25 protein-coding genes and 1 tRNA gene are annotated in these 26,495 nt (G+C 60.4%); 10 read left to right on the top strand and 16 right to left on the bottom strand.

The features are described from left to right. The first annotated feature begins 91 nt into the window (after nt 1-91). On the top strand, nt 92-1,462 hold the full coding sequence (locus INS80_RS09730) for a multicopper oxidase family protein (protein ID WP_192965442.1): 1,371 nt from the start codon (nt 92-94) through the stop codon (nt 1,460-1,462). Nucleotides 1,463-1,467: 5 nt separating this feature from the next. Here the strand turns inward: INS80_RS09730 and INS80_RS09725 are convergent, their stop codons facing one another. From INS80_RS09725 to INS80_RS09675, 11 genes are all read right to left on the bottom strand, one after another. Beyond that, a complete protein-coding gene (locus INS80_RS09725) occupies nt 1,468-2,784 on the bottom strand; it encodes a replication-associated recombination protein A (protein WP_192965441.1) in 1,317 nt (438 codons plus the stop codon). A gap of 3 nt (nt 2,785-2,787) precedes the next feature. Further along, complete coding sequence (locus INS80_RS09720; protein WP_192965440.1) at nt 2,788-4,173, bottom strand: trypsin-like peptidase domain-containing protein; 1,386 nt, start codon at nt 4,171-4,173, stop codon at nt 2,788-2,790. Nucleotides 4,174-4,344: 171 nt separating this feature from the next. Beyond that, on the bottom strand, nt 4,345-4,770 hold the full coding sequence (gene rplQ, locus INS80_RS09715) for a 50S ribosomal protein L17 (RefSeq protein WP_192965439.1): 426 nt from the start codon (nt 4,768-4,770) through the stop codon (nt 4,345-4,347). 139 nt (nt 4,771-4,909) lie between these two features. Beyond that, entirely contained in the window at nt 4,910-5,926 is a 1,017-nt protein-coding gene (locus INS80_RS09710) for a DNA-directed RNA polymerase subunit alpha (protein WP_192965438.1), read from the bottom strand. A 114-nt stretch (nt 5,927-6,040) separates the two neighbouring features. After that, nucleotides 6,041-6,430, bottom strand: coding sequence for a 30S ribosomal protein S11 (gene rpsK, locus INS80_RS09705; RefSeq protein ID WP_192965437.1), 390 nt, complete (start codon nt 6,428-6,430; stop codon nt 6,041-6,043). Between the two features lie 15 nt (nt 6,431-6,445). Continuing rightward, nucleotides 6,446-6,814: a 30S ribosomal protein S13 gene (rpsM, locus tag INS80_RS09700; RefSeq protein ID WP_192965436.1), complete on the bottom strand. Its 369-nt coding sequence runs from the start codon at nt 6,812-6,814 to the stop codon at nt 6,446-6,448. 299 nt (nt 6,815-7,113) lie between these two features. Then, nucleotides 7,114-7,755 carry an adenylate kinase gene (locus INS80_RS09695; protein WP_192965435.1) on the bottom strand — a complete coding sequence of 214 codons (642 nt, stop codon included), beginning with the start codon at nt 7,753-7,755 and terminating at the stop codon, nt 7,114-7,116. Continuing rightward, the gene (secY, locus tag INS80_RS09690) at nt 7,752-9,116 is read right to left on the bottom strand and encodes a preprotein translocase subunit SecY (protein ID WP_192965434.1); all 1,365 of its coding nucleotides are present in this window, start codon (nt 9,114-9,116) and stop codon (nt 7,752-7,754) included. Before secY ends, INS80_RS09695 begins: the two co-directional genes overlap by 4 nt. 109 nt (nt 9,117-9,225) lie before the next feature. Further along, nucleotides 9,226-9,696 (bottom strand): 50S ribosomal protein L15, encoded by a 471-nt coding sequence (rplO, locus tag INS80_RS09685; protein WP_192965433.1) that lies wholly within the window; start codon nt 9,694-9,696, stop codon nt 9,226-9,228. A gap of 908 nt (nt 9,697-10,604) precedes the next feature. Continuing rightward, nucleotides 10,605-10,680: transfer RNA gene (locus INS80_RS09680), tRNA-Ala, on the bottom strand. A 192-nt stretch (nt 10,681-10,872) separates the two neighbouring features. Then, nucleotides 10,873-11,196: a TIGR02300 family protein gene (locus INS80_RS09675; protein WP_192965432.1), complete on the bottom strand. Its 324-nt coding sequence runs from the start codon at nt 11,194-11,196 to the stop codon at nt 10,873-10,875. A 98-nt stretch (nt 11,197-11,294) separates the two neighbouring features. On the opposite strand from INS80_RS09675, the gene INS80_RS09670 reads away from it, so the two are divergent. Together INS80_RS09670 and INS80_RS09665 are read left to right on the top strand one after the other, a co-directional pair. Continuing rightward, nucleotides 11,295-11,981: a M48 family metallopeptidase gene (locus INS80_RS09670; protein ID WP_192965431.1), complete on the top strand. Its 687-nt coding sequence runs from the start codon at nt 11,295-11,297 to the stop codon at nt 11,979-11,981. Nucleotides 11,982-12,056: 75 nt separating this feature from the next. Continuing rightward, on the top strand, nt 12,057-12,710 hold the full coding sequence (locus INS80_RS09665) for a GntR family transcriptional regulator (RefSeq protein ID WP_192965430.1): 654 nt from the start codon (nt 12,057-12,059) through the stop codon (nt 12,708-12,710). Between the two features lie 59 nt (nt 12,711-12,769). Here INS80_RS09665 and INS80_RS09660 read toward each other — a convergent pair whose 3' ends face one another. After that, nucleotides 12,770-14,098, bottom strand: a complete 1,329-nt coding sequence (locus tag INS80_RS09660; RefSeq protein ID WP_192965429.1) for an aspartate aminotransferase family protein — start codon at nt 14,096-14,098, stop codon at nt 12,770-12,772. Between the two features lie 2 nt (nt 14,099-14,100). After that, nucleotides 14,101-14,877, bottom strand: a complete 777-nt coding sequence (locus INS80_RS09655) for a beta-keto acid cleavage family enzyme (protein WP_369411386.1) — start codon at nt 14,875-14,877, stop codon at nt 14,101-14,103. Between the two features lie 423 nt (nt 14,878-15,300). Between INS80_RS09655 and INS80_RS09650 the strand changes: the two genes are divergently transcribed. After that, entirely contained in the window at nt 15,301-16,698 is a 1,398-nt protein-coding gene (locus tag INS80_RS09650; protein WP_192967245.1) for an aminotransferase family protein, read from the top strand. 100 nt (nt 16,699-16,798) lie between these two features. Beyond that, on the top strand, nt 16,799-17,392 hold the full coding sequence (locus INS80_RS09645; protein ID WP_192965428.1) for a GNAT family N-acetyltransferase: 594 nt from the start codon (nt 16,799-16,801) through the stop codon (nt 17,390-17,392). A 96-nt stretch (nt 17,393-17,488) separates the two neighbouring features. Here INS80_RS09645 and INS80_RS09640 read toward each other — a convergent pair whose 3' ends face one another. Beyond that, entirely contained in the window at nt 17,489-18,520 is a 1,032-nt protein-coding gene (locus INS80_RS09640; protein WP_192965427.1) for a permease, read from the bottom strand. Beyond that, complete coding sequence (locus INS80_RS09635; RefSeq protein ID WP_192965426.1) at nt 18,513-18,824, bottom strand: ArsR/SmtB family transcription factor; 312 nt, start codon at nt 18,822-18,824, stop codon at nt 18,513-18,515. The genes INS80_RS09640 and INS80_RS09635 overlap by 8 nt, the downstream gene beginning before the upstream one ends. A gap of 122 nt (nt 18,825-18,946) precedes the next feature. On the opposite strand from INS80_RS09635, the gene pdxR reads away from it, so the two are divergent. From pdxR to INS80_RS09615, 4 genes are all read left to right on the top strand, one after another. After that, nucleotides 18,947-20,407, top strand: coding sequence for a MocR-like pyridoxine biosynthesis transcription factor PdxR (gene pdxR / locus INS80_RS09630; RefSeq protein WP_192965425.1), 1,461 nt, complete (start codon nt 18,947-18,949; stop codon nt 20,405-20,407). Between the two features lie 313 nt (nt 20,408-20,720). Next, nucleotides 20,721-22,499: a sulfoacetaldehyde acetyltransferase gene (xsc, locus tag INS80_RS09625; protein WP_192965424.1), complete on the top strand. Its 1,779-nt coding sequence runs from the start codon at nt 20,721-20,723 to the stop codon at nt 22,497-22,499. A gap of 5 nt (nt 22,500-22,504) precedes the next feature. Continuing rightward, on the top strand, nt 22,505-23,260 hold the full coding sequence (locus tag INS80_RS09620) for a TSUP family transporter (RefSeq protein WP_192965423.1): 756 nt from the start codon (nt 22,505-22,507) through the stop codon (nt 23,258-23,260). Beyond that, nucleotides 23,260-24,411 carry an acetate/propionate family kinase gene (locus tag INS80_RS09615; protein WP_192965422.1) on the top strand — a complete coding sequence of 384 codons (1,152 nt, stop codon included), beginning with the start codon at nt 23,260-23,262 and terminating at the stop codon, nt 24,409-24,411. The genes INS80_RS09620 and INS80_RS09615 overlap by 1 nt, the downstream gene beginning before the upstream one ends. 19 nt (nt 24,412-24,430) lie before the next feature. Here INS80_RS09615 and INS80_RS09610 read toward each other — a convergent pair whose 3' ends face one another. Beyond that, nucleotides 24,431-25,282: a phosphate acyltransferase gene (locus tag INS80_RS09610; RefSeq protein WP_192965421.1), complete on the bottom strand. Its 852-nt coding sequence runs from the start codon at nt 25,280-25,282 to the stop codon at nt 24,431-24,433. Between the two features lie 33 nt (nt 25,283-25,315). On the opposite strand from INS80_RS09610, the gene INS80_RS09605 reads away from it, so the two are divergent. Then, nucleotides 25,316-26,449, top strand: coding sequence for a citrate synthase (locus INS80_RS09605; RefSeq protein WP_192965420.1), 1,134 nt, complete (start codon nt 25,316-25,318; stop codon nt 26,447-26,449). Nucleotides 26,450-26,495: the final 46 nt, after the last annotated feature.

Genomic DNA, 26,495 nt, shown 5'->3' with positions numbered 1-26,495 from the left:
AACATCGCAACCTTCCAGTAGGTAGAAATCTTGCCAAGGGGCATGCCTTGTCTACGTTGAAAGACAAGACAGCCGAAGGAGACGCCACGCCATGCCAACCCGTAGATCCCTGCTTGCCGGACTTGCCAGCCTACCGCTGCTGCCTCGGATGGGCCTTGCGGCTGCTGAGCATCGTCTGCGGCTTGCCTCAGCCCCTTTGCAGATCGCACCCGCGCAATATGGCAAAACGGATCTCTGGGGGGTGAACGGCAGCGTCCCAGGCCCCGCCCTGCGCGCCCGCCAGGGAGACCGGCTGCGGGTAGAGATCGAAAACGCCCTGCCACAGGCCACCTCGATGCATTGGCACGGCATTCGGATCGAGAACGCCATGGATGGGGTTCCAGGCATGACGCAGGATCCCATCGCACCGGGAGAGATCTTCACCTACGACTTTGCCCTGCCCGATGCGGGCACCTATTGGTACCATTCCCATGCCCAATCCGTCGAACAGGTCGAACGTGGTCTGCAAGGCCCTCTGATCATCGCGGAAGATCAGGCCCCCGAAGTGGACCAGGATCTTGTGCTGATGCTGGATGACATCCGCCTGGCCAGCGATGCCTCAGTCGATCCGCAGTTCGCGCATCCCCATGACCGCTCCCACGCAGGAAGGCTGGGCAACGTGATGCTGACAAACGGCCAGATGGAGGCAAGCTTCCCGGTGGCAGAAGGCGAACGTCTGCGCCTGCGTCTGATCAACAGCGCCAATGCCCGCACCTTTGCCCTTGGTCTGCAAGGGTTCACCGGCTGGATCATGGCCTATGACGGCATGCCACTGGAAGCGCCAGAGGCGATCCCAGACCGGATGCTGCTGGCCCCTGCCCAGCGGATCGATCTTATCGTCGATGTGACTGCCAATGCGGGTGAGGATGCCTTCCTTATCCAGTTCGAACGCGATGGCGGCTATGCGCAGGCCACATTCCCGGTCGCAGCCGGAACACGTACGGTACGCACCACACCTGCTCCGCTACCGCCGAACCCCGACCATCCGATTGACCTGACCAATGCCCGCAAGACGACCCTGCGGATGGAAGGCGGGGCCATGGGAGGGATGCAGTCGGCAAGCTGGCAGGATGAAGAGCGCGACATGCGGGCCCTCGCGCAGGCCGGGCAGTTCTGGGCCTTCAACGGCGTTGTGGGCAGGCCAGATGCCCCGCTGGTGCGCGCATCCCTTGGCGAAAGCGTTCAGATCACCATGACAAATGACACCGCCTTTCCCCATGCCATGCACCTGCACGGGATGCATTTTGCCGAAGTCCTGCCAGAGGGCCGCCTTGGCCCCTTGCGCGACACGCTGCTGATGATGCGCGGCGAGACACGCACCATTGCCTTTAACGCCCACAACCCCGGCAAATGGCTGCTGCATTGCCATATGCTATCCCATCACGCGGCGGGCATGGGCACCTGGATCGAAGTTGTGGCCTAATCCGATCAGCTATTGCGTTGCAGCCGCAGCTTGGCAAAGAACTCGGTCCGGCGTTTCAACTCGCGTTCGAACCCGCGTTCGACCGGCTGGTACAGAACAGGGCGTTTCACGCCCTCGGGAAAGTAGTCCTGCCCCGAAAACCCGTCTTCGGCGTCATGGTCGTAGGCATAGCCCTCGCCATAGCCCTGCTCCGACATCAGCTTGGTCGGGGCGTTGAGGATATGTTTGGGCGGCGGTGCGCTGCCGGTTTCCTTCGCGAGGCGCCGGGCCGCCTTGTAGGCCATATAACCCGCGTTTGTCTTGGGCGCGAGCGCAAGATAGATCACCGCCTGCGCGAGCGCCAGCTCTCCCTCTGGACTGCCGATGCGCTCATAGGTCTCCCAGGCCTGCAGGCAGACCGCTTGCGCCTGAGGGTCAGCGAGCGCGATGTCCTCCACCGCCATGCGCGTTAGGCGCCGGGCCAGATAACGCGGGTCCTCGCCGCCCTCCAGCATGCGCGCAAACCAGTAAAGCGCAGCATCCGGGTCCGAGCCGCGCACGGATTTATGCAGGGCCGAGATCAGGTTGTAATGCTCATCGCCCGACTTGTCGTATTTCGCGGCCCGCCGCATCAGTCGCGTGGCCAATGCCTCGCGGCCCAGGGGTGCCTCGACCCGCCAGGCCGCGACCTGTTCGATCAGATTAAGGAGCGCCCGCCCATCACCATCGGCCATTTCCTGAAGGGCATCGCGCGCGTCCCCCGTCAGTGGCAGCGCCCGCCCGAGTTCTTTCTCGGCGCGCTGGGTGAGCAGCTCAAGATCGGCAAGTGGCAGGCGTTCCAACACCAGCACCTGCGCGCGGGACAAAAGCGCTGCATTGAGCTCGAAACTGGGGTTCTCGGTGGTGGCGCCGACCAGAAGGATGGTGCCATCCTCCATATGCGGCAGAAAGCCGTCCTGCTGTGCCTTGTTGAAACGGTGGATCTCATCCACAAAGAGGAGCGTGCCCTGCCCGTTGGCGCGCCGGTGTTTGGCCGCCTCGAACACTTTTTTGAGGTCCGGCACACCGGTGAAGATCGCCGAGATCTGAACAAAATGCAGATCGGTCTCTTTCGCCAAAAGCCGCGCTATGGTGGTCTTCCCCACACCGGGCGGCCCCCAGAAGATCAGCGAAGATAGCGAGCCTGACGCCAGCATCACGCCGAGCGGCGCCTCGGGGCCAAGAACCTGGCTCTGACCGATCACCTCCGACAGGGACTTGGGGCGCAACCGGTCCGCCAGAGGGCGGTTTGGCTCTGGCCCATCCGGTGCGGTGCCGGGCTCGCTATCAAAAAGATCCGACATTGCTCAAAGCCGCATGCGCAGACTGACGCGCTGGCCCCGGCGCAACAGGTCAATCGACAGCCAGCGCCCGGTCTCGGCAAGGACATCCGCAACCTCTCCGGGGCTTGTGACTTCTTCGCGGTTGATGCCCAAAAGCAAATCCCCCCGCTGCAGTCCTGCGCGGGCGCCATAGGGGCCGGGATCGACTACAACGACGCCTTTGGCTGACAGGGGCAACTGCATATCGGTGATGACCCTTGGGTTGACGCCCGCAACCTTGAGCCCCGGCAGAACACTGCGTTCGCCAAGTTCGACAAGAGCCGCCTTCGGTTCATCCGGCGCAGCATACATAGCAACTGCGACCACCTCACGCGCGCCGCCGCGCAAGCGCTCAACCTCCGATGTCCCGCCAAGACCCGCTATAGTCATGCGGAACAGCATCTCCGAAGGAGAGTTCACCGGTTCTCCATCGACAGCGGTTATGACGTCGCCCACCTGGAAACCTGCGTTGGCAAAGGGGCTTTCGGGGTGCAGTTCGGAAATCACCATGCCCTCCGGCAGATCCATCCCGAAGGAGGCAGCCAGATCCGCATCTACCGGCTGCCCGGTCATACCCGCCCAAGGACGCTCAAAGGCTTCGACTCCTTTGCTGGCCTGATGCAGGAACTCACGCACCAGATTCGAAGGAATGGCAAATCCGATTCCGTTGGAGCCGCCCGAGCGGCTGAGGATCCGTGTGTTGATCCCGATGAGATCGCCATTCACATCAATCAGCGCCCCGCCCGAGTTGCCGGGATTGATCGGCGCGTCGGTCTGGATGTAATAGCCGAACCCCTCTCCGGTGCCGGTGCCGGTACGGGCCAGCCCCGAAATGATGCCGCTGCTGACCGTTTGCCCCACCCCAAAGGGGTTGCCAATGGCCAGCGCCAGCTCGCCCACCTCGACACGATCGCTGTCGCGGAGCCGAAGGAACGGCAGGCCCTCTGCCTCCTCCAGCCGAAGGATGGCCAAATCGCTGGCCTGATCCGCAAGGATGACTTCGGCATCATATTCGCGCCGGTCCGTGGTCACGACCCGGATTTCGGTGGCCATGCCAACCACGTGATAGTTCGAAACCACTATCCCGTCCTCCGACAAGATCACGCCCGAGCCAAGCGAGTTCTGAACCCGCGGACGTGGATTGGCAAAGTTACGGAAAAAGTCGTCAAAGAAGGGATCACCGGCAAAGGGCGAGCGTTGCCGCGTCTGGGTGACGATCTTGGCGTAGATGTTCACCACCGCCGGAGCCGCCTCTTTCACAAGCGGCGCGAACCCCAGAGAGATCTCAGCCTGTGACTGCGGCACCCGCGTCTGTGCTGCAGCCTGCACGCCAAAGACCATCGTCATTGTCACCAACAGGGCTCGGATCATATCAGCCTCATTGCCTCAGTCTCACTGTTCTCTCAGGATATGCGGAGCGAAGATGGGGAATGCAAGCACCTGCAGAAGGATCGGCGCGTCTGCGGCTGCAAGTTCGGACACGAAAAAACCCTCCCAGACAGGCTGGGAGGGTCTGAAAGTCAGTCCGGATGGACCGCGTTCTTATTCTTCGTCAGCTGCCGCTTCGGCCTCGGCAACGCGGGCCTTGTCAGCTGCGCCTTTGGCGTTCACGTCACGATCAACGAATTCGATGATCGCCATCGGAGCCATGTCACCGTAACGGAAACCGGCCTTCAGGATGCGAACATAGCCGCCCTGACGGTCTTTGTAGCGGGGGCCCAGCACGTCAAAGAGTTTGGTGACATACTGGTCTTCCTTCAGACGCGACGCAGCGTTGCGGCGCGAATGCAGGTCGCCTTTTTTCGCCAGGGTGATCAGTTTCTCAACGATCGGGCGCAGTTCTTTTGCCTTGGGCAGAGTGGTTTTGATCTGCTCATGCTCGATGAGCGAGCCAGCCATGTTTGCAAACAGAGCCTTGCGGTGCTCATGGGTGCGGTTCAGGCGGCGGTATCCACGTGCGTGACGCATTTTCTAATTCCTTCTAAAGGTTTTGCTTTGTCTGGCGGCCGATGCGTGTCAGCCGCTCTCCTTGGGGCGGGTTTGCCCAGATCGTCCCCACCACTGTGGGCATTTAAGGCTGGAGAGGGCCGCAGCCCTCCCCGGTATCTTAGAACGAGTCTTCGAACTTCTTGGCCAGATCTTCGATGTTGTCCGGCGGCCAGTCCTCGACGTCCATGCCCAGGTGCAGGCCCATGCCAGACAGCACTTCCTTGATTTCGTTCAGGGACTTGCGGCCAAAGTTCGGGGTGCGGAGCATTTCCGCTTCGGTCTTCTGAATCAGATCACCGATGTAAACGATGTTATCGTTCTTCAAGCAGTTTGCCGAACGCACGGACAGTTCCAGCTCGTCCACCTTCTTCAAGAGAAGCGGGTTGAACTCGAGACCGTCGTCCTCGTCCTGGCGACCAGCGGATTCGGGCTCTTCGAAGTTCACGAAGATCGACAGCTGATCCTGCAGAATGCGCGCAGCATAGGCCACGGCATCATCCGGCGAGACAGAACCGTCGGTTTCCACTTTCATGGTCAGCTTGTCATAGTCCAGAACCTGACCTTCACGGGTCGGCTGAACGTCATAGGAGACCTTTTTCACCGGCGAATAGATCGCATCGATCGGGATCAGACCGATGGGCGCATCTTCCGGCTTGTTCTTCTCGGCAGAGACATACCCCTTACCCGTGTTCACGGTCAGCTCCATGAACAGATCGGCGCCATCATCGAGGTGGCAGATCACGTGATCGCGATTCAGGATCTCGATACCGGCGCTCTCGGAGATATCACCTGCAGTAACGATTGCCGGACCCTTCGCATTGATCGACAGACGCTTGTGGCCTTCGACTTCCATGCGCAGGGACACACCCTTGAGGTTCAGGATGATGTCGGTAACGTCTTCACGTACGCCGGCAACGCTAGAAAACTCGTGCAGGACGTTGTCGATCTGAACACTGGTGATGGCCGCGCCTTGCAGCGAGCTCATCAGAACGCGGCGCAGCGCGTTGCCAAGGGTCAGACCAAAGCCGCGCTCGAGCGGTTCTGCAACGACAGTTGCCTGACGTGCGGGGTCATTTCCCGGCTTCACTTCAAGCTGCGTCGGCTTGATCAATTCGGCCCAATTTTTATGGATCATGCAATCCCTCCATTCCTGTCCACGCCCCATGTCCAAAGGTGCGGACGCCCGAGGTTCAAAATGACGGACTGGGGCCCGACAAATCAAGCGGGGCCCCAGCGATAGTCTGAAATCTTAGACGCGGCGACGCTTCGGCGGGCGGCAGCCGTTGTGGGCGATCGGGGTCACGTCACGGATCGAGGTGATGTTGAAACCGATTGCAGCCAGAGCGCGCAGCGCGGATTCACGACCCGAACCGGGGCCCTGAACTTCGACCTCAAGGGTCTTTACGCCGTGTTCCTGAGCTTTCTTGCCTGCGTCTTCGGCAGCCATCTGAGCAGCATAGGGCGTGGACTTACGGGAGCCCTTGAAACCCATGGTACCAGCAGAGGACCAGGAGATCGCGTTGCCCTGAACGTCGGAGATCAGGATCTTGGTGTTGTTGAACGAAGAGTTCACATGCGCAACACCAGAGGCGATGTTCTTGCGCTCTTTGCGCTTAATGCGGGATTTATCGCGTGCCATGTTCCGGATCCTCCCTTATTTCTTCTTACCGGCAATGGCCTTTGCGGGGCCTTTGCGGGTGCGTGCGTTAGTGTGGGTCCGCTGGCCGCGAACTGGCAGGTTGCGGCGGTGGCGCAGGCCACGGTAGCAGCCCAGATCCATCAGACGCTTGATGTTCATCTGCACTTCACGACGCAGATCACCTTCAACGGTGTAGTTCGCGTCAATGTGCTCGCGGATGGCCAGAACTTCGGAGTCGGACAGCTCATTCACGCGACGGGTTACGTCGATGCCCACTGCTTCGCAGATGGCCTGAGCGGAGGTTGTGCCGATACCGGTGATATAGGTGAGGGCGATGGGGACCCGTTTGGCAGTCGGGATGTTTACGCCGGCAATACGTGCCACGTGTCACTTTCCTTTTCGTTGCGGTTCCGTAGCTCCAGAACCTTTTTTCACAACGCTCAACAATGGCAGGTCCGCCGGATCGTCAAGCTTGTCTCGAGGTAGTCAAACGACGGAAGAATCCCGTCGTCTGGATTGATTCCCAATAGGGATGGGCTTCCCTATGTGCATTTGACAATCACGTCAACCCGGACACCAAAGAAACATGCAAGTTTCGGGTTTTATCAGAATGTGCCGTCGCAGGTCCGGGATAAAAAAGAGCCGGGCGACCCGGCTCCAATGTGTCGTTTTTGAGAACCGGCTTAGCCGAGGATCTTGGCAATCGAGGCTTGCACATCCCCGATCGAGGCCAGCCCATCAACCTTCTTCAGCTTGCCCTTGGCGTAGTAGTAACCAATCAGCGGCGAAGTCTTCTTGTAGTATTCCATCAGACGGGTCTTGAGGCTGTCCTCATTGTCGTCGGCGCGGCGCTTGATGTTAGTGCTGCCGCAATTGGAGCATTTCCCATCGGCAGGCCAGGGTTTGGTCTCATCGTGGTAGACCTCGCCACAGTCGCCGCAGGTAGATCGGCCAGTGATGCGGGCAACCAGAGCTGCATCGTCAACCGACATTTCAATGACCGCATCCAGACTTTGGCCCATATCCGACAGAAGAACTGTCAGCGCATCGGCCTGCGCGAGCGTGCGGGGAAAACCGTCGAAGATAAATCCACCTTCGGCGCCTTCCGCGATCTTCTCACGGATCAGGCCAATCACGATCTCATCCGTGACCAGCTCTCCACGGGCGATAACCTCGGCAACCTTTTTGCCCATCTCGCTGCCGCTGGCCTGAGCATCGCGCAGCATGTCACCAGTGCTAAGCTGCACCATGCCACGGGTTTCTACAAGATGACGCGCTTGCGTGCCTTTACCGGCCCCGGGCGGGCCCAAGAGAATGATATTCATCGACGCGAGGGCCCCCGTTTCGTACGTTTCTTGCTGCGTCCGCGCAGCTGGCTTTTCTCGATCAGCCCTTCATACTGGTGGGCCAGAAGGTGGCTTTGGGCCTGCTGGATCGTATCCATGGTCACCGAGACAACGATCAGAACCGACGTGCCGCCAAAGTAGACCGGGATCGCAAACTGACCGCGCAGGATTTCAGGCAGGATACAGACCGCCGCCAGATAGGCCGAGCCCAGAACCAGAATCCGGTTGACCACATATTCGATGTATTCTGCGGTTTTCTTACCGGGGCGAATACCGGGCACAAAGCCGTTCTGGTTCTTCAGGTTGGTGGCGACTTCCTCCGGCTTGAAGGAAACGTTGAACGTGTAGAAGTAGGCAAAGAACACGATCATCGCGACAAAGAACAACAGGTACAGCGGCTGGCCCGGGCCAAAGTTGGCGAGGATCCACGACATGACAGGCCCAGTTGTCGTGCCGGTCGAGAAAGTTGAGATCGTCACGGGGAGCAGCAGCAGCGAGCTGGCAAAGATCGCCGGGATAACGCTGGCAGGGTTAACCTTCACCGGCAGGTGCGACGAGCCGCCGTCATAGACCTTCATACCCACCTGACGGCGAGGATACTGAATGTGAATCTTGCGCAGTGCCCGTTCCATGAAGACCACGAACATGATGACGGCAATCACCATGAAGATCACACCGATCAGAACGGCCGGGCTGATGGCGCCGGACCGACCCGAGGCAAAGAACTGAGCGATGGCAGCAGGAACCTCGGCGATGATGCCGACAAAGATGATCAGAGAGATACCGTTGCCAATGCCGCGTTGGGTGATCTGCTCACCGAGCCACATCAGGAACATGGTGCCGCCAACCAGGGTGATCAGACAGGCCATGCGGAAATACATGCCGGGATCATGGGCCAGGTTGCCCGATTCCAGCGAAACCGCCAGACCGTAGGCCTGTGCCGTTGCCAGTGCGACAGTGCCGTAGCGGGTATACTGGTTGATCTTCTTGCGGCCCTGCTCGCCCTCTTTTTTCAGCTGCTCAAGCGCGGGAACCATGGACGTCAGAAGCTGAACGATGATCGAGGCCGAGATATAGGGCATAATGCCAAGGGCAAAGATCCCCATCCGGCCAAGGGCGCCACCGGTGAACATCGACACCATACCGCCAATGCCCTGCCCTGCGTCGTCCATGAATTCGCGAAGCGCCGCGGCGTCGATGCCAGGAACCGGGATAAAGGTGCCAAGGCGATAGACGATCAATAGACCAAGGGTGAACAGGATGCGATTGCGCAAATCCGTTGCCTTGCCCAGTGCGGACCAGCTGGTGTTCGCCGCCATTTGTTCTGCTGCTGATACCATGAAATGGGTCTCTTTTTGCGAAAACGCCGCCCGGACCGTTTTCCGGCTCGGACGGCGTATGGGAAAACTGATGACCTATGTAAGCGGCATCGGCGCCGCTCACAAGCCGTTACTCAGCTGCAGCTGCTGTTGCCACGGTCAGGGTGCCGCCCGCCTTTTCAACTGCCTCGACAGCAGCCTTGGAGGCGCCGGTGACAGTGATGTTGGACTTGGCAGAAAACTCACCCTTGGCAAGAATGCGGATACCGTCCTTCTTGCGGCGCACCAGGCCGGATTCGATCAGCGAATCTTCGGTGATGGTTGCGGCGTCCAGCTTGCCTGCGTCGATGAATTTCTGGATCAGGCCGAGGTTCACAACAGCAAATGCCTTGCGGTTCGGCTTGTTGAAGCCGCGCTTCGGCAGACGCTGGTACAGCGGCATCTGGCCGCCTTCGTAGCCGTTGATGGCCACACCCGAACGGGATTTCTGACCTTTGATACCACGGCCACCCATCTTACCCTTGCCGGAGCCGGGGCCACGGCCAACACGGGTGCGTTTCTTCGCGGCGCCTGGATTATCGCGCAGTTCGTTGAGTTTCATATCGCTTCTCCTAAAGCCGGACGTGCCCCGCGAAGCGTGATGAGGCAGACTCGGCGTTTCTTGGTTTTGATTCTGCGGCGCAAGGCCACCGGGGGCGTATAGCCCCAAGCGATAAGCGTTTCAACCCCGGTGCAACTCAGAAGTCAGCCAGCCAGCGCTCTGACGGTTTGCGATCCAGAAATTGCGTCCATGGCTGCCTTACGGCAGTCAAAGCAAATCCGTCGGGGGATCAGGGTTCCAGGCCCGGGATCCGTCAAGATACCCTCAATCCAGTCACCGCTTACATGGTAACGCAGGCACTGAGTGCATTGACATGTTGCTTTGGGGGACGGGATGCGCAGGACTGACGAACCCTGTGTGATCGCAACCGGCTCATGACGGACCATGAGCCCGCTCTCTGACGTCGGCTCGATGATCATTTCAAACAAGCGCCTGATATCAGGCCCATCGCAACGGTAGGATAGCGCGATGGGGGATGCTGTCTCCCTGACATTAAAGAATAGAGCGTTGAGAAACGATCGCGTCGCAATGTCCGAAACGAACCCCAAAAGCGGCCTGTTGATGACCCTATATTGGCAGGCATCTGATGAGCGAGTCTCTACTGCAAAGTCATCCCAGTCTGAACTGACTTCACGCAAAACATTCTGATGATCGATACGGTACCACATGGCGCCTCCAAAGGCATGGACCCACCACCCGTTTGAAGTGTATCACCAAACACTGCGCACAACAAGAACGGCGTAGGTTGGCCCGTGGACCGCCCCACGAACCAGGTAGTGGACTGCAGTAGATGCACAAAAAGCGAGCATCCGGGACACATAGCCAGCTACCCGAGCTGCAAAACCAGGCAGATAACCAGAGACACCGCGCCTCACCAGCTCTCAAGCGCATATATGTAAAGAAGATTTTGGTGGAGCCTAGGGGAGTCGAACCCCTGACCTCTTGCATGCCATGCAAGCGCTCTCCCAACTGAGCTAAGGCCCCATTTCCACCCAACCAAGTGCTGCCCGGTCGGTGTGAGAGGTCATTTAAGGGACGATGGCGCAGGCTGCAAGAGCAAAATGCATCATCATTTGGAGATTTTTCCGGTCACGGCTATTCGGCTTTGAAGAGTGTCTCAGGCGGCCTGTACGCCGACTGAAGGAGGGCATTTTATGCCCTCCAGCCGCCGCGACATCAGGAGTCGTCGTCTTCGGATGCGACGTCCGCGATTTCGTCCAGCGAGACGTTGTCGTCATCGTCATCGTCCAGAACATCATCGCCCAGATCCAGATCGACGTCCTCGTCATCCTCCAGAACGACATCATCACCGTCGGTGTTCTCCTTGGCCTTGAGCGTGGCCGCATCTTCGGAGTCGGCCTCGATCATGCGGCTCTTGCCGGTGTCGAGCGCAACGACCTCGCCCGTGTAGGGGCTGACGATCGGGTCCTTGTTCAGGTCATAAAAGCGTTTTCCGGTGGTCGGGCAAACGCGCTTTACACCCCATTCTTCCTTGGGCATGTGGATCCCCTTGATTTACTGGTGAGTCGTATCGACGATTCAGGTGCCTTGCCATATGAGGGATGTACTGTCAAAGCCTTTGCCCCAAAGGAGAGCCAATGAGCGCCCATCACCTGCCAGGAGATCCGCCGGTGCCGCTGATCCTGCGGCGCTCGGCCCGTGCGCGGCGGATCAGCCTGCGCGTCTCATCCCTGGATGGCCGGGTGACGCTGACCTTGCCCAAAAGCCTGCCAGAGCGGGAGGCGCTGGATTTTGCCGCTGAAAAGGAGGGCTGGATCCGTGGCCACCTGTCGCGTCAGCCCGAGGTGGTCGCAGTGAGCTTTGGTACAGTCCTACCGGTGGCGGGCCGCGCGTTGCGCGTTGCACAAGGGCACGCTCGCGGTGTTCGCATTGTCGGTGAAGAGCTTCTAGTAGGGGGAAAACGACCGGCAAAATCCCTTGAGCGTTATCTCAAGGAACTAGCTCGCGACCATTTGGCGGCGGCTTCAGATGACTATGCCGCGCAGCTCGGGCAGCCCTTCTCGCGCCTCACGCTGCGCGACACCCGGTCACGCTGGGGATCCTGTTCCTCTGCCGGAGCACTGATGTATTCATGGCGGCTCATCCTGGCGCCGCCAGAGGTGCTCCGCTATGTCGCGGCCCATGAAGTCGCACACCTGCAAGAGATGAATCATGCGCCCGCCTTCTGGTCACTGGTTCACACGCTATATGGCGACTATCGGGCGCCACGGGACTGGCTGCGCAAGAACGGAAGTCAGTTGCACCGCTATATTTTCACAGACTGATTCCCAAGCTTCCGAGAACAGGTCTGCTTAATCATGGCACATTGACCTTGGCGCTTTTTGTGATCACAAGAACTCATGACCTTGTCCACCCGCTCCACATCCGAACAGCTGTCCTCTGCGCATGACCGCGTCTACCGGACTTTACGCACGCGCATCATGCATGGCGAGATCGCTCCGGGTGAAGCGCTGACCCTGCGTGGAATCGGCCATGAGTTCGATGTCTCGATGACCCCGGCACGGGAAGCGGTGCGCCGCCTTGTGGCGGAAGGGGCGCTGTTCCTGTCGTCCTCGGGGCGGGTCTCCACACCTGAACTAAGCAACGAGCGGATTGAAGAACTGGCAGCGCTCAGATCGCTTCTTGAGGTTGAGCTGTCCAGTCGCGCCCTGCCCCGCGCCCATATGGCGCTGATCGACAGGTTGCAGGCGATAAATGCAACCGTCGCGGAAATGGTCTCAAAACGTGACGCCGTTGGATACATTCGGACCAACCTGGAGTTTCACCGCACGCTTTACCTGCGCGCCCAGGCGCCCGCGATGCTGGCCATGGCGGAAACGGTCTGGCTGCAGCTGGGGCCGACGATGCGCGCGCTTTACGGACGCCTGCGCCGAACCGAACCACCCCAGAACCATAAACTTATCATTGCCGCTTTGAAGGCCGGAGACGAGCCGGGTTTGAGACTGGCAGTCCGGTCAGACGTCACGCAGGGCCTCAAGCTGCTTGTGGCCTGACGCCTCGATACCTTTTCCGGACAACCGGCATCTGCACCAGAAACCGGCGCGTACAGGGGTCAACCTTGAGGCAACGACGCGTTGATAGCGGTTTCCAGCTTGTCGATCACTTCGGTGATTTGATCATCGGAAATAATGAAGGGCGGCGCCAGCAGGATGTGGTCTCCGTTTCGACCGTCGCGGGTGCCTGACATCGGGTAGCAGATCAAACCCGCCTCGAAGGCGGCTTTCTTGATCTTTGCTGCCAGACCCCGAGCAGGATCAAAGGGGGCTTTGCTGTCGCGATCCTGAACCAGTTCGATACCGCGGAACAAGCCTCGGCCGCGGATATCCCCCACATGGGCATGTTGGCCAAAGCGGTCCTCTAGGGCCGACTGAAGACGCTCGCCCATTGCCGCGCAGCGCGCGATCAGATCCCGCTCAAGCATTTGGTTCGCCACGGCCAGTCCGGCGGCGGTCGCAACAGGGTGGCCAATATAGGTGTGGCCGTGCTGGAAGAAGCCGCTGCCGCCCTCGATTGCTTCATAAATCTGCCGAGTGCAGAGCATCGCCCCGATCGGCTGGTAGCCGGCCCCCAGCCCCTTGGCGATGCAGAGGATATCGGGGGCCACCCCGTCCGCGTCACAGGCGAACAGATGGCCGGTGCGACCCATGCCGCACATCACCTCGTCCAGGATCAGCAGCACGCCGTATTGGTCACAAATCTCGCGGATGCGCTTGAAGTAGCCCTCGACCGCTGGCACGGCGCCGGAGGTCGCCCCGACCACTGGCTCGGCCATGAAGGCCATGACGGTCTCTGGTCCAAGACGCAAAATTTCGGCTTCAAGCTCATTTGCGACCCGCTGGCCGTAGTCGAAACTGCTCTCACCCTCGGCGCGGTCCACATACTCGTAACAAGGCGCGATGTGCGAGACCCCGATCAAAAGCGGGTCGAACTGCTGGCGCCGCCAGGCATTCCCCCCCGCCGCCAGCGCCCCTAGAGTATTGCCGTGATAGCTCTGCCGCCGCGCGATCAGGTGACGCCGGCCTGGCTCTCCTTTTTCAAGAAAATACTGACGCGCCAGTTTGATCGCGGCCTCGGTGGCTTCCGAGCCGCCCGAGACGAAATAGACCCGATCCAGATCGCCCGGAGCATTCGCGATCAAAAGGTCCGCAAGCGCTTCGGCCGGTTCGGATGTCATGAAGCCGGTATGGGCGAAGGCCAGTTTGCCAACCTGCTCCTGTACCGCCGAAATCACCGCAGCGTCGGAATGCCCAAGGCATGACACCGCCGCGCCGCCCGAACCATCGAAGTAGCGCTTGCCGGTGGAATCGATCAGATAGCAGCCCTCGCCGCCAATGGCGGTCGGCAGTTGCGCCTTGGTGTGACGGGGAAATACATGCGACATGCTCAGCCCTCCTTGAGGCTGTGACCCGCGGCTTTCGCGGCTGTTACAAAGGCCGCGACCGAGGCTGCATTGTCTTTCAGCAGCGCACCGTCCGGCGTCTCAACGTTGTTTTCAAATCCTAGGCGCACATTCCCTCCGGCGGCAACGGCCGCGAGCAGGCAGGCATGTTCCTTGCGGCCAAATGCGCAGACGGTCCAATTCAGGCCCAGATCTGCGGTTGCATTTAGAAAGCCAGGCAGATGCTCAGGTTCGGCCAGTACCGGCGGCCCGTATTGCCCCAGAACAAAGATCGCATCGCGCATATCACTGGGAACGGTGCCATCCTTGTACCAGGCTTTCAGTTGCTGAACGCAGGAGAACCCGTAGAGAATGTGCTGGACCTGCGTGCGCGCCTCACGGCACAGCGCATAGGCCCGCGCCGCGATCTTTTCATCCCGCGCCATCTCCCGCACCGAGACCGAGGCCGCCTTTGGGCGCAACTGCTCAAGGCAATTAAGCTGGTCCTCGGGCGCATATACACCGGCACTCTCGGTCGTGATCTGAACCGCCATTTCAGGGACAGCACGACCAAGCGCCTGCAAAGCTTCGCGGTATCGGCCCGCATCAAGGGAATGACGCCCGTCATCGTCACGAACATGCAAATGCAACGCCGCTGCGCCCAGCGCATGACACGCGGCGGCAGTCTTTACCGTGTCCTCTAGCGTCACCGGAAGGGCCGCGTGATCTGGTTTGCCGCGCCGCGCCCCATTCGGAGCCACCATCAGGTTATACTCTACCACAGCGCTCTCCAGCCTCGTGTTTCCTCGAGACTATCGAAAATGAAGGGATCGATCTCAATTGCCCGCAAAAAGAACAAGCGATCTTTCTGGTCCGCCTCCACGTGAGCAGAGGCGCGCAGGCTGCACAGCGACAAAAAATGGCGAGTTGAGCGCCCATTTTTGGAGCAAACGACAAGCAGCGCACCAAGTCAGGCGAATATTGGCCCTGTTCTGTCCACATCCAAACACCTGTTTTCCGCAGCAAAACAACACCTTGCAATTGGTGGGGGAATCCACGGCACGGTTCGCGCATGCACTGGCCACAAAGGCGGGTATCATCTGGACCTACTAGAGTTGATCAAATTGGCGTTTCGTCAGTCTCAGGCCAGTCTGACCGCCCGGCCGCGACTCAGACCTCAAGAACAATAAATGAAAGGACATGTCATGGACGGCACGTTCAACGAAAACGATCTCAGCCGCGTCGTGGACGCAGACAAGGCGCATGTCTGGCACCACCTGATTCAGCATAAACCCTTTGAAACCACCGATCCGCGCATCATTGTCGAAGGCAAGGGCATGCGGGTCTGGGACCAGAACGGCAAGGAATGGCTGGATGCTGTCTCTGGCGGCGTCTGGACCGTCAACGTCGGTTATGGCCGCGAGGAAATCTGCAAGGCGGTCTATGACCAGCTGATGAAGCTTTGCTATTTTGCCCAGTCCGCTGGCTCCATCCCCGGCTCGCTCTATGCGGAAAAGCTGATCGAGAAGATGCCCGGCATGAGTCGCGTATACTACTGCAACTCCGGCTCTGAGGCGAACGAGAAGGCCTTCAAGATGGTGCGCCAGATCGCGCACAAGAAATATGGCGGTAAGAAGAACAAGATCCTTTACCGTGATCGCGACTACCACGGCTCTACCCTTGCGGCGATGTCAGCCGGTGGCCAGGACGAGCGCAACGCGCAGTACGGCCCCTTCGCGCCCGGCTTCGTGCGCGTGCCCCATTGCATGGAATACCGCAAGCACGAGCTGGGCCTTGAGCACCTCTCGGGCCGTGAATTCGGCATCGCCGCTGCCAATCTGATCGAAGAGGTCATCCTGCGCGAAGGCCCGGATACCGTCGGCGCGCTCTGCCTTGAGCCCGTCACCGCCGGTGGCGGCGTGATCGAGGCACCCGAGGGCTATTGGGAGCGCGTGCAGGAGATCTGCAAACAGTATGACATCCTCCTTCATATCGACGAAGTGGTCTGCGGAATCGGGCGCACCGGCACCTGGTTCGGCTATCAGCACTACGGTATCCAGCCCGACTTCGTTACCATGGCCAAGGGTGTTGCCTCCGGCTATGCGGCAATCGCCTGCATGGTCACCACCGAAGAGGTCTTTGAGATGTTCAAGGACGATGCCGCGGACCCGCTAAACTACTTCCGCGACATCTCCACCTTTGGTGGCTGTACCGCTGGCCCTGCGGCCGCACTGGTGAACATGCAGATCATCGAGGACGAGGGTCTTTTGGAAAACTGCACCGCCATGGGCGAGCGGATGATGTCCAACCTCAAGGCGCTGCAGGAAAAGCACTCCGTAATTGGCGATGTGCGCGGCAAGGGACTGTTCCTCGGCGCCGAACTGGTCACTGACCGCGAAACCAAAGAGCCGGTGGACGAAAAGCAGGCGCAGGCCGTTGTTGCCGAAGTCGGCGCCCAGGGCGTTATCATCGGCGTCACCAACCGCTCCGTACCCGGCAAGAACAATACCCTTTGCTTCAGCCCCGCGCTGATCGCCACGGCCGAGGATATCGACGCTATCACCAATGCGGTGGATGTGGCCCTGACCAAGGTGTTTGGCTGAACCCCGAACTGGTCTGGCAAAATTGCCAAAAGGCGGCTCTTATCACAGGGCCGCCTTTCTTGTTTTCTCTGTGCCCAGGACAGAATCAAGGACCGCGCCCATGCCCATCGACCTTTGGATGACACCAACCGAACTGCACTCACGCACCGTGTCACTGGTCCCGCTCGCCCAGAGCCATGCTGCAGATCTGTCAGAGGCTGCGGCAGACGGGGATCTGCACCGGCTTTGGTACACATCGGTCCCGACACCTGAGCAGGTTCCAGCCGAGATCGACCGTCGCCTTGGGCTGCTGGATGCAGGCGCGATGGTCCCCTTCGCAGTCCTCGACTCTGCGGGGCGTGCCGTCGGCATGACGACCTATATGAACATCGACCACGGCAACCGGCGGGTCGAAATCGGCTCCACCTGGTATCGCCAATCCGTGCAGCGCACCGGCCTCAACACTGCCTGCAAGCTTTTGATGCTACCGCACGCCTTTGGGGCTTGCGATGCCATCGCGGTGGAGTTCCGCACCCATCGCCTGAACCGGCAAAGCCGCGCAGCCATCGAACGACTCGGCGCGCGACTCGACGGCATCCTGCGCGCCCATATGATCCTTCCAAACGGCACCATACGCGACACGGCTGTCTACTCAGTCACCGCCGCCGACTGGCCGACGGTTCAGGCAAACCTTGAATTCATGGCATATCGCTAACCCACCGCCGCGCGTCAGCGCGGCGCCAAGCCCAACGGGAGAGGGGCAGTCTGAAGATTGCCCCGATCCGGGCGGGAGTGCCCCCGCCTGCTCCTTTCAAAGCATCTGAAACAGGATACCCGACAGGATCGCGCCGCTGACACCAAGTGCCAGGTACGTGGCAAAGACCTGCGGCTTCACCAAGGACCAGACTGCTGCCATGGCCGGGATCGAACTGACTGCGCCCGCAATCATGAAGGCCATGGCCGCGCCTGCGCTCATGCCCTGCTCCATCAGCCCCGCCAGCAAAGGCGGTGCCACGTAGGAGTTCAAATAGGCAGGCATCCCCACAAGGGCTGCGATGGCAATCGTCCCGACACCCTCTCCACCGACGATCCCGGCAATGGTTTCTGCGGGGACATACGAAACCAGCAGCGCCTCCAGAACATAAGCCAGTGCAAGCCATTTCAGCAGGAACAGGCCGTTCGTTACAAACTCGGCCCGGAACGTCTGCCGCCGCTCTGCCTCACGCCAGAACGCCCAGACCGGCTTTGAGTCCAGTTTTGGCGCACCGCATCCGCAGCAGCTGGATTTCTGCACCTGTTTCAGCGGATTTGCAAAAACACCGCGCCCCATCAGCGCCTTGATGGCAAATCCTCCAAATAGCCCCAGCCCCACGGCAGCAACCGCTTTGCCGAAAGCAAAGGGCCATCCCAGCGCGCCGGCGGTGATCAACAGCGTTGGAGGATCGATCAAGGGAGAGGACAGCCAGAAGGCCATGACAGCCGATAAAGGCGCGCCCAGCGCCAACAACCCTGCAATGAAGGGGATCACTTCACAGGAACAGAAGGGCGCCAAACCGCCGAAAACGGCAGCCAATAGGATCATCCGCACCTCACGCCCTTCAAAGGCCCGAGCCACCATCGTCTCGGCCCCCGTGGCCTTGAGATAAGACAGCAAAAGGACTGCAAACAGGATATAGCGCCCCGTATGCAGAAGTGCATTTACAGCGAACAGCACCACCGTCTCAATGTTTTCCGGATGCAGCAGCGCCACAGCAAGGAGCAGAACAGCGCTTACGGTCCAAGGTGTTTTTATCCAACGCAGCGCTTGGCGCGAGACCGTTGGGTTCTGAGTAAGATCAGCCATCGTTTGCGGCCTCCCTTTGTTGATCCGAGCAGCATTCGCTGAGAATAAAATCCGCCAAATCCCGCAGGCGGTTGAAATCGGCCCGATTGAGGGTCGCCCGCCCCATCTTTTCCTGCACCACGACCCCAGCCCCTGACAGGAACTTCAAATGATGCGCCAACGTCGAAGGTGCGATGCCGGTGCGCTCTTGAATGTCCTGAACCATAAGTCCCGCATGACCCGCCCGGATCAGGCAACGCAATACCTTCAGCCGCGCTTCGGATCCCATGGCCGCAAAACCGCCTGCTGCTTCTTCCCACTGCATATCACGACTCCATATAACTATATTTCTAGTTATATGGTTTATTTTGTGCGGTCAACCGAAATTTCCTGCACCCCAGTTAAGTCCAGATTGCGCTCCCCCTAAGGCCAGCCTACTGTCACGCCATGGCTATTTCCGTCGATACCTTCTTTCTCAACCCGGATGCCCAGGGAACCCTGCAGGCACAGATCCAGGAGATGATCGCGGAGGGCGTGTTGTCAGGGCGATTTCGGGTCGGAGAGAAACTGCCGTCTTCACGAAAACTAGCCAGCCACCTAGGCATAAGCCGCATTACCGTGACGCTGGCCTATACAGAACTGTTGGCAAATGATTACCTCACATCGCGTGGGCGCTCGGGCTATTATGTTTCGGAAAATGCCCCGATCCCGCCCAGCTACGCGCCCTCGCAAAGCGCAGGCGACTCCGTGGACTGGTCGCAGGCCATCGTGCGCGGCTTCACCGGCGGTGACACACCGCGCAAGCCGCACGACTGGCGCAGCTATCGTTACCCCTTCATCTATGGACAGGCGGATCCGGCCTTGTTCGATCATGCAAACTGGCGCCTGTGCGCCTTGCGGGCGCTGGGACAAAAAGACTTCTCCGCACTGACAAACGATTACTTTGATCAGGATGATCCGCTGCTGATCGAGTATATTGCACGCCATACCCTACCCCGGCGTGGGGTCACTGCCCGGCCAGAACAGATCCTTATTACCTTGGGAGCCCAGAATGCCCTGTGGCTGGCGATTCAGCTGTTACTGAACCGCGGACGGAAGGCGGCGATCGAAGACCCCACCTATTACACGCTGCGCGACCAGCTTGGCCACGTGCGCTGCCAGATGGACTGTATCCCGGTGGACAAGGACGGGCTGCCGCCCGAGGCGATCTCGGAGGATACCAATGTCATCTTCTGCACCCCCAGCCATCAAAGCCCCACCACCGCAACGATGCCGATGGAACGGCGCAAGGCACTGCTGAACCGCGCCCGTGAGATCGATGCGGTCATTGTAGAGGATGACTATGAATTTGAGATGTCCTTCCTTGGCGCGCCTTCTCCTGCCTTGAAGTCCCTCGATAGGGATGGGCGTGTGATCTATATCGGAAGCTTCTCCAAATCCCTGTTTCCGGGGCTGAGGCTTGGCTATCTGGTAGGCTCGGAGAGCTTTATCCGGCAAGCCAGAGCCCTGCGAGCAAGCGTTTTAAGGCACCCGCCCGGCCATATGCAGCGCACGGTCGCCTATTTCCTGTCTCTAGGACACTATGATTCTCAAATTCGCCGCATGGCGAAAGAGCTTCACAACCGCCGCCTGGTGATCGAAGAGGCTGTTGCAACCCATGGCTTGTCCATCTCGGGTGGCGGGGTCTACGGGGGCTCGTCCCTTTGGATGCGTGCACCGGACGGCACCGATACGGCCGCTGCCGCTCGGCAGTTGAAAGAGAAAAGCGTCATTATCGAACCCGGTGCGCCATTCTTTTCTCCCGAGCATCGTCAGCACAACTTTTATCGACTCGGGTATTCTTCCATTCCTGCAAACCGGATTGAACCGGGCCTTGCACTGCTCGCACAGGGCCTGAAGCAAACTTAGGACCTTTCGATCAGGCATCGCTCCCGCCCCCTTGAAACGCATCGAGGATGCGCTCCAAGGCGTTGGGCGTAGCGCCGCGTAAAGCGCGGCGCTACGCCCAACGGGAACGATGCATCTGTGATGCAGACGTGACGGGAGGGAGCGCTTTTGTCCCGAAGATGTACCTCAACGTGAAATGTGACACAGGGCCAATCCGATCTGGCTCTAATCTGGAACACTATCTGGCCCTAACCCGCACATGGGCGACAGCCTACACAATTTGCAATGCCCGGCCTGGCCCCGGCCCTCTTTGCGTCTCACAGGAGAACACGCCATGAAAATGACCACCGAGGAAGCCTTTGTAAAAACCCTGCAAATGCACGGTATTCAGCATGCTTTCGGCATCATCGGCTCGGCCATGATGCCAATTTCCGATCTGTTCCCCAAGGCAGGCATCACCTTCTGGGATTGCGCGCATGAAGGCAGCGCCGGAATGATGGCAGACGGTTACACCCGCGCCACCGGCAAGATGTCGATGATGATCGCCCAGAACGGCCCCGGCATCACGAATTTCGTCACCGCCGTAAAGACCGCCTATTGGAACCATACGCCACTCTTGCTGGTGACACCGCAGGCTGCCAACAAAACCATCGGTCAGGGCGGTTTCCAGGAAGTCGAACAGATGAAACTGTTCGAGGATATGGTCGCATATCAGGAAGAAGTCCGCGACCCCACCCGTGTCGCCGAAGTCCTGAACCGCGTGATCATGCAGGCCAAGCGCGCCTCCGCCCCGGCGCAGCTCAACATTCCGCGCGATATGTGGACCCAGGTCGTCGACATCGAACTGCCTGCCATCGTCGAATTCGAACGCCCCACCGGCGGTGAGGCTGCACTGGCGCAAGCGGCTGAACTGATGTCGCGCGCCAAGAACCCGGTCATCCTGAATGGTGCCGGCGTGGTCCTCTCCAAGGGCGGCATCGCAGCCTCGCAGGCCTTGGCAGAGCGTCTGGATGCACCGGTCTGTGTCGGCTACCAGCACAACGATGCCTTTCCCGGCGGGCATCCGCTATTTGCGGGCCCGCTTGGCTACAACGGTTCCAAGGCGGCGATGGAACTGATCAAGGAGGCCGATGTGGTGCTGTGCCTTGGCACGCGCCTCAACCCCTTCTCGACCCTGCCCGGATACGGAATGGAATACTGGCCCGCCGAGGCCAAGATCATCCAGGTCGACATCAATCCCGATCGCATTGGCCTGACCAAGAAAGTCTCGGTCGGCATCGTAGGAGACGCCGCCAAGGTCGCTACCGCCATTTTGAACCAGTTGAGCGACAGCGCAGGCGATGCGGGCCGCGACGCGCGCAAGGCCATGATTGCCGAGACCAAATCCCGATGGGCGCAGCAGCTCAGCTCGATGGATCACGAGGATGACGATCCCGGCACGACCTGGAACCAACGCGCCCGCGCCGACAAGCCGGATTGGATGTCTCCCCGCATGGCCTGGCGCGCGATCCAGTCAGCGCTTCCACGTGAGGCGATCATTTCCTCCGACATCGGCAACAACTGCGCCATCGGCAACGCCTACCCGTCCTTTGACGAAGGTCGAAAGTACCTGGCGCCGGGCCTGTTCGGCCCTTGCGGTTATGGCCTGCCCGCCATCGTGGGCGCCAAGATCGGCTGCCCGGATGTGCCGGTCGTGGGTTTTGCGGGCGACGGCGCCTTTGGCATCGCGGTGAATGAACTCACCGCCATCGGTCGCGATGAATGGCCTGCGGTGACCCAGGTGGTCTTCCGCAACTACCAGTGGGGCGCGGAAAAGCGCAACTCGACCCTGTGGTTTGACGACAACTTTGTCGGCACTGAGCTGGACCAGCAGGTGTCCTACGCCGGGATCGCCAATGCATGCGGCCTGAAGGGCGTTGTAGCCCGCACCATGGACGAGCTGACCGCCGCTCTATCGCAGGCCATCGAGGATCAAAAGAACGGCATCACCACCCTCATTGAAGCGATGATCAATCAGGAACTGGGCGAACCCTTCCGCCGCGATGCCATGAAGAACCCGGTCGAGGTCGCAGGCATCTCTGCCGACGACATGCGTCCGCAGCAGGTCGGCTGACGGCCATGACGGCGCCCTTTGATTTGCCATTTGATCTGAATGGAGGTCAGGGCGCCTATCTGGCCGCCGCACTGTTCGTGGCGGCCTTCATTCGCGGCTATTCGGGGTTTGGCTTTTCCGCCATTTTCATCATTCTGGCCGCTTTGGTCACCAACCCGCTGCCGCTGATCCCGGTGGTGTTTTCCTGCGAAATCGCCATGACCGCCTTTCAGGCACGCGGCATCCGCCCCCATGTGGACTGGCGCCGCGCGCTGATGCTGCTTGCGGGAGCTGCCGTTGCGACGGTGCCGGCCGTGACCGTGATGGCTCGCCTCGGCGAAGACCAGGCTCGGCTTGTGATCTCGACGCTGGTTCTGCTCCTGAGCCTGATCCTGCTGAGCGGCTGGCAGTTGCGCCGTCCCATCGGGGCGACCGGAAACCTTGGCGTTGGCGTGATCTCAGGCATGGCCAACAGCGCGGGCGTCGGCGGACTGCCGACCGCTGCCTTCCTGACCGCACAGCCCATTGCGCCCGCCGTCTTCCGCGCCACCATGATCGTTTTTCTGACCGGCATCGACATGATGGCCCTGCCCGTGATGGCGGCAAACGGCCTTACCGGTATCGACACGCTGATCGGCGTCGGCCTTGCCTTTCCCATCCTTGGTGCGGGCATCTGGGCCGGAAGCCGTCGCTTTGCCAGCGCTGATCAGGCAAGTTTTCGGCGCGGGGTCGTCATCTTGCTAACCGCGCTCGCCGCCCTCAATATCGCGCGTGTGCTGTAATGGAACGTGGTCTAATCCTGATCCTCAATGCAGGCTCTTCCTCGATCAAGTTCTCGGTCTTTGATCGCGGCCTGACAGAGCGCCTGCACGGTCTGGCAGAGGGCATTGGCGGCGCCTCACGACTCATCATCGGCGAGAAGACGGCCGAAATCCCCTTCATCGATCACAGGTCCGCACTCGCTGCCATCCTAGGCGCGCTCCAAAAAGCTCAGATCAGCGCGGACGCACTACTGGCCATCGGGCATCGTGTCGTCCATGGCGGACGCAAGCTGACCGCACCGATGCGCATCACCCCAGAAGTGCGCGCCGAGATCGCGGACTGCACGCCCCTAGCCCCGCTACACAACCCGCACAGCCTTGCCGCCATCGACACCATGGCAGAGCTGGCCCCCGGCGTGCCGCAATTCGCCAGTTTCGACACGTCCTTCCACGCCACCAATCCCGATGTGGCGACCCGCTATGCCATCCCCCGCATGATCGAGACCAAGGGCATCCGCCGCTACGGTTTTCACGGGCTATCCTATGCGGCACTGGTGCGGCGCCTGCCCGAGAGGTCAGGCGAGAAACTCCCCGCGCGCCTACTGGCGTTTCATCTTGGCAATGGCGCCTCGCTCTGCGCCATCCGGGGCGGGCAGTCCATCGCCACCACTATGGGCTACTCGCCGCTGGACGGGCTGACCATGGGCACGCGCTCGGGCGGGATCGACGCCAATGCAGTCTTGCGCCTGGTCGAGGACAATGGGCTGGAGCGCACCAAAGCGATCCTTAACCACGAAAGCGGGCTTCTGGGCCTGTCGGGCGGCAAATCCGACATGCGCAAGCTGATGCTGGACCCTAGCGCCGACAGCGCCTTTGCCATTGATCACTTCTGTTACTGGTCCCTGCGCCACGCGGGCAGCCTGATTGCCGCGCTTGAGGGACTGGACGCCGTGGCATTTACTGGCGGGATTGGCGAGAACGCTACCGCGATCCGTGCCCGGATCCTGCGCGGCCTGGAATGGATCGGTGTGCGGATGAACCCGGACGCGAACGAGGCGCACCAGATGGCGCTTCATTGCAAATCCTCGGCCGTGAAGATCTGGGTGATCCCCGCCGATGAAGAACGTCAGATCGCCATGGACACCCTGGCGCAACTGCCGGAGGCCCTATGAGAACCTTCCGAAGCGTTCCTCAGGCCTGCGCAGCGGTCAGCACCGTGGCGGCAACGATGTCACTGACGCTGGCCCCGCGGCTCAGATCGCACACCGGGCGCGCAAAGCCCTGCAGGAACGGCCCGAGCGCCTGGGCACCTGCCAGTTCCTGGCACAGCTTGTATCCGATGTTGCCTGCATCAAGGCTGGGGAAGATCAGCACGTTGGCATCCAGAGGCTCGATCCCTTTCTTGGCCGCAATCGCCCCGTTGAGCGCCGCATCCGCCTGCACCGGCCCGGCAAAGCCCGCAAGGTCTGCCGCCTCACGTACCAGAGCAACGCTTTCCCCGTCGCCCGAGGTTCCGGTGGAAAAGGACAGCATCGCCACCCGCGCCGAACCGAGCAGTGCCTTGGCTGACGCCGCAGAGGCAAGTGCGATATCGGCAAGCTGCACCGCATCGGGCGCCACATTCACGGCGCAATCGGCAAAGACCAGCTCGCGCCCGTCTGGGAAGACCATCAGGAAGAACGACGACGGCACCGAGACACCTTCCGCCAGCCCGATCCCGATGCTTGCCGCCTCGATCACCCTGCGTGTTGGCACGTCAGCGCCTGCGACCATGGCATCCGCCTCTCCCACCGCAACCATCGCGGCGGCGCGGTACAAGGGCTTGGAAATCATACGCTTTGCGATGGCCTCTTTAAGGCCACGCGCCTTTACCAGAGCCTGCACATGGGCCTCTGACGGCTCTGACAGCGGCAGGGGTCGGCACAGGCCTTCGGCATGCAGGCGCTCGGTTGCTTCTGCGACCCGCGCATCCTCCATTTCGGGAAAGACCACCCGCGCCTGCCGTGCCTTTGCGGCCTCAACTGCATTTTCCAGAACCGACATATCATTCTCCCTTGCCATAAGAAGGAGCCAGCTATGAGCGAAAACGTCAAGATCAACCGGGGTCTGAAAGGCGTCTATTTCGAACGGTCCGGCGTTTCGGACATTGATGGCGCCAAGGGAGAGCTTAGCTATCGCGGCTATTCGATCCACGATCTGGCCACCCATTCCACCTTTGAAGAGGTCTGCTACCTGCTGATCCATGGCCAGCTACCGAACACGCAGGAACTGGCCGAGTTCGACGCCCGGCTCAAAGCCGCGCGCGTTCTGCCAGACGAGGTCCACGCCATTATCCGCGCCTGCAAGGACGGGCATCCGATGGATGTGCTGCGCACCGCCGTTTCGGCCCTTGCCGCGCTGGAGCCTGCCAGCCAGGCGGTTGGCGAGGAGGCCTTTGTCGCAAATGGCATTCGCCTCACCAGCCAGGTGCCGATGATCATCGCCGCCCATGAAGCACTCCGAAACGGCCGCGATCCGGTGGCCCCGGATATGTCATTGGGACATGCCGCCAACTGGCTGTGGATGCTGAAGGGCGAAAAACCCAGCGCAGATGCGGCGCGCCTGGCGGATGTGGATTTCATCCTACACGCAGAACATGGCTCCAACGCCTCCAGTTTTGCCGCCCGTGTCACCATCGGTACCGAGGCGAACCTGCATGGCGCCATCGTCACGGCGCTCTCTACCCTGGCCGGTCCCGCCCATGGCGGCGCGGCCGAGGACGTGATGAAAATGGTGCATGAGATCGGAACGCCGGAAAATGCCGCCGCCTATGTGAAAGCCAAGCGCGCCGCCAAGGAAGCCGTCACCGGCTTTGGCCACCGCGTCTATCGCAAGGAAGATCCCCGCGCCCGCCACATGCGCGAAGGCGTTCGCAAGCTGGGCGAGGAAATGGGCGCGCCTGAGTGGTACGAGATCCTGCAGTCCGTAGTCGAAGCCATGTCGCCCTACGCGCGCCACGGTCTCAATGTGAACGTCGATTTCTATTCCGGCGTGATCTACCAGCTGCATGGCATCCCGATGGACCTTTATGTGCCGATCTTTGCCATCGGCCGGATGCCCGGCTGGGTCATCCAGTGCATCGAGCAGCAGCGCGGCAATATCCTGATCCGCCCCCTGACACTTTATAATGGGCCAGAGCCACGCAGCTACATCCCTATGGAAGAACGCTGATCTGAAAAAGCATGCAGTAATGGGAAATTTTCCCACCAAACCGAAC

Origin of the sequence: Phycobacter azelaicus, assembly GCF_014884385.1 — a bacterium.
Taxonomy (GTDB): Bacteria; Pseudomonadota; Alphaproteobacteria; order Rhodobacterales; family Rhodobacteraceae; genus Phycobacter; species Phycobacter azelaicus.
The sequence above is the reverse complement of the archived record's forward strand: the minus strand, read 5'-3'. Positions and strand labels throughout refer to the sequence as shown.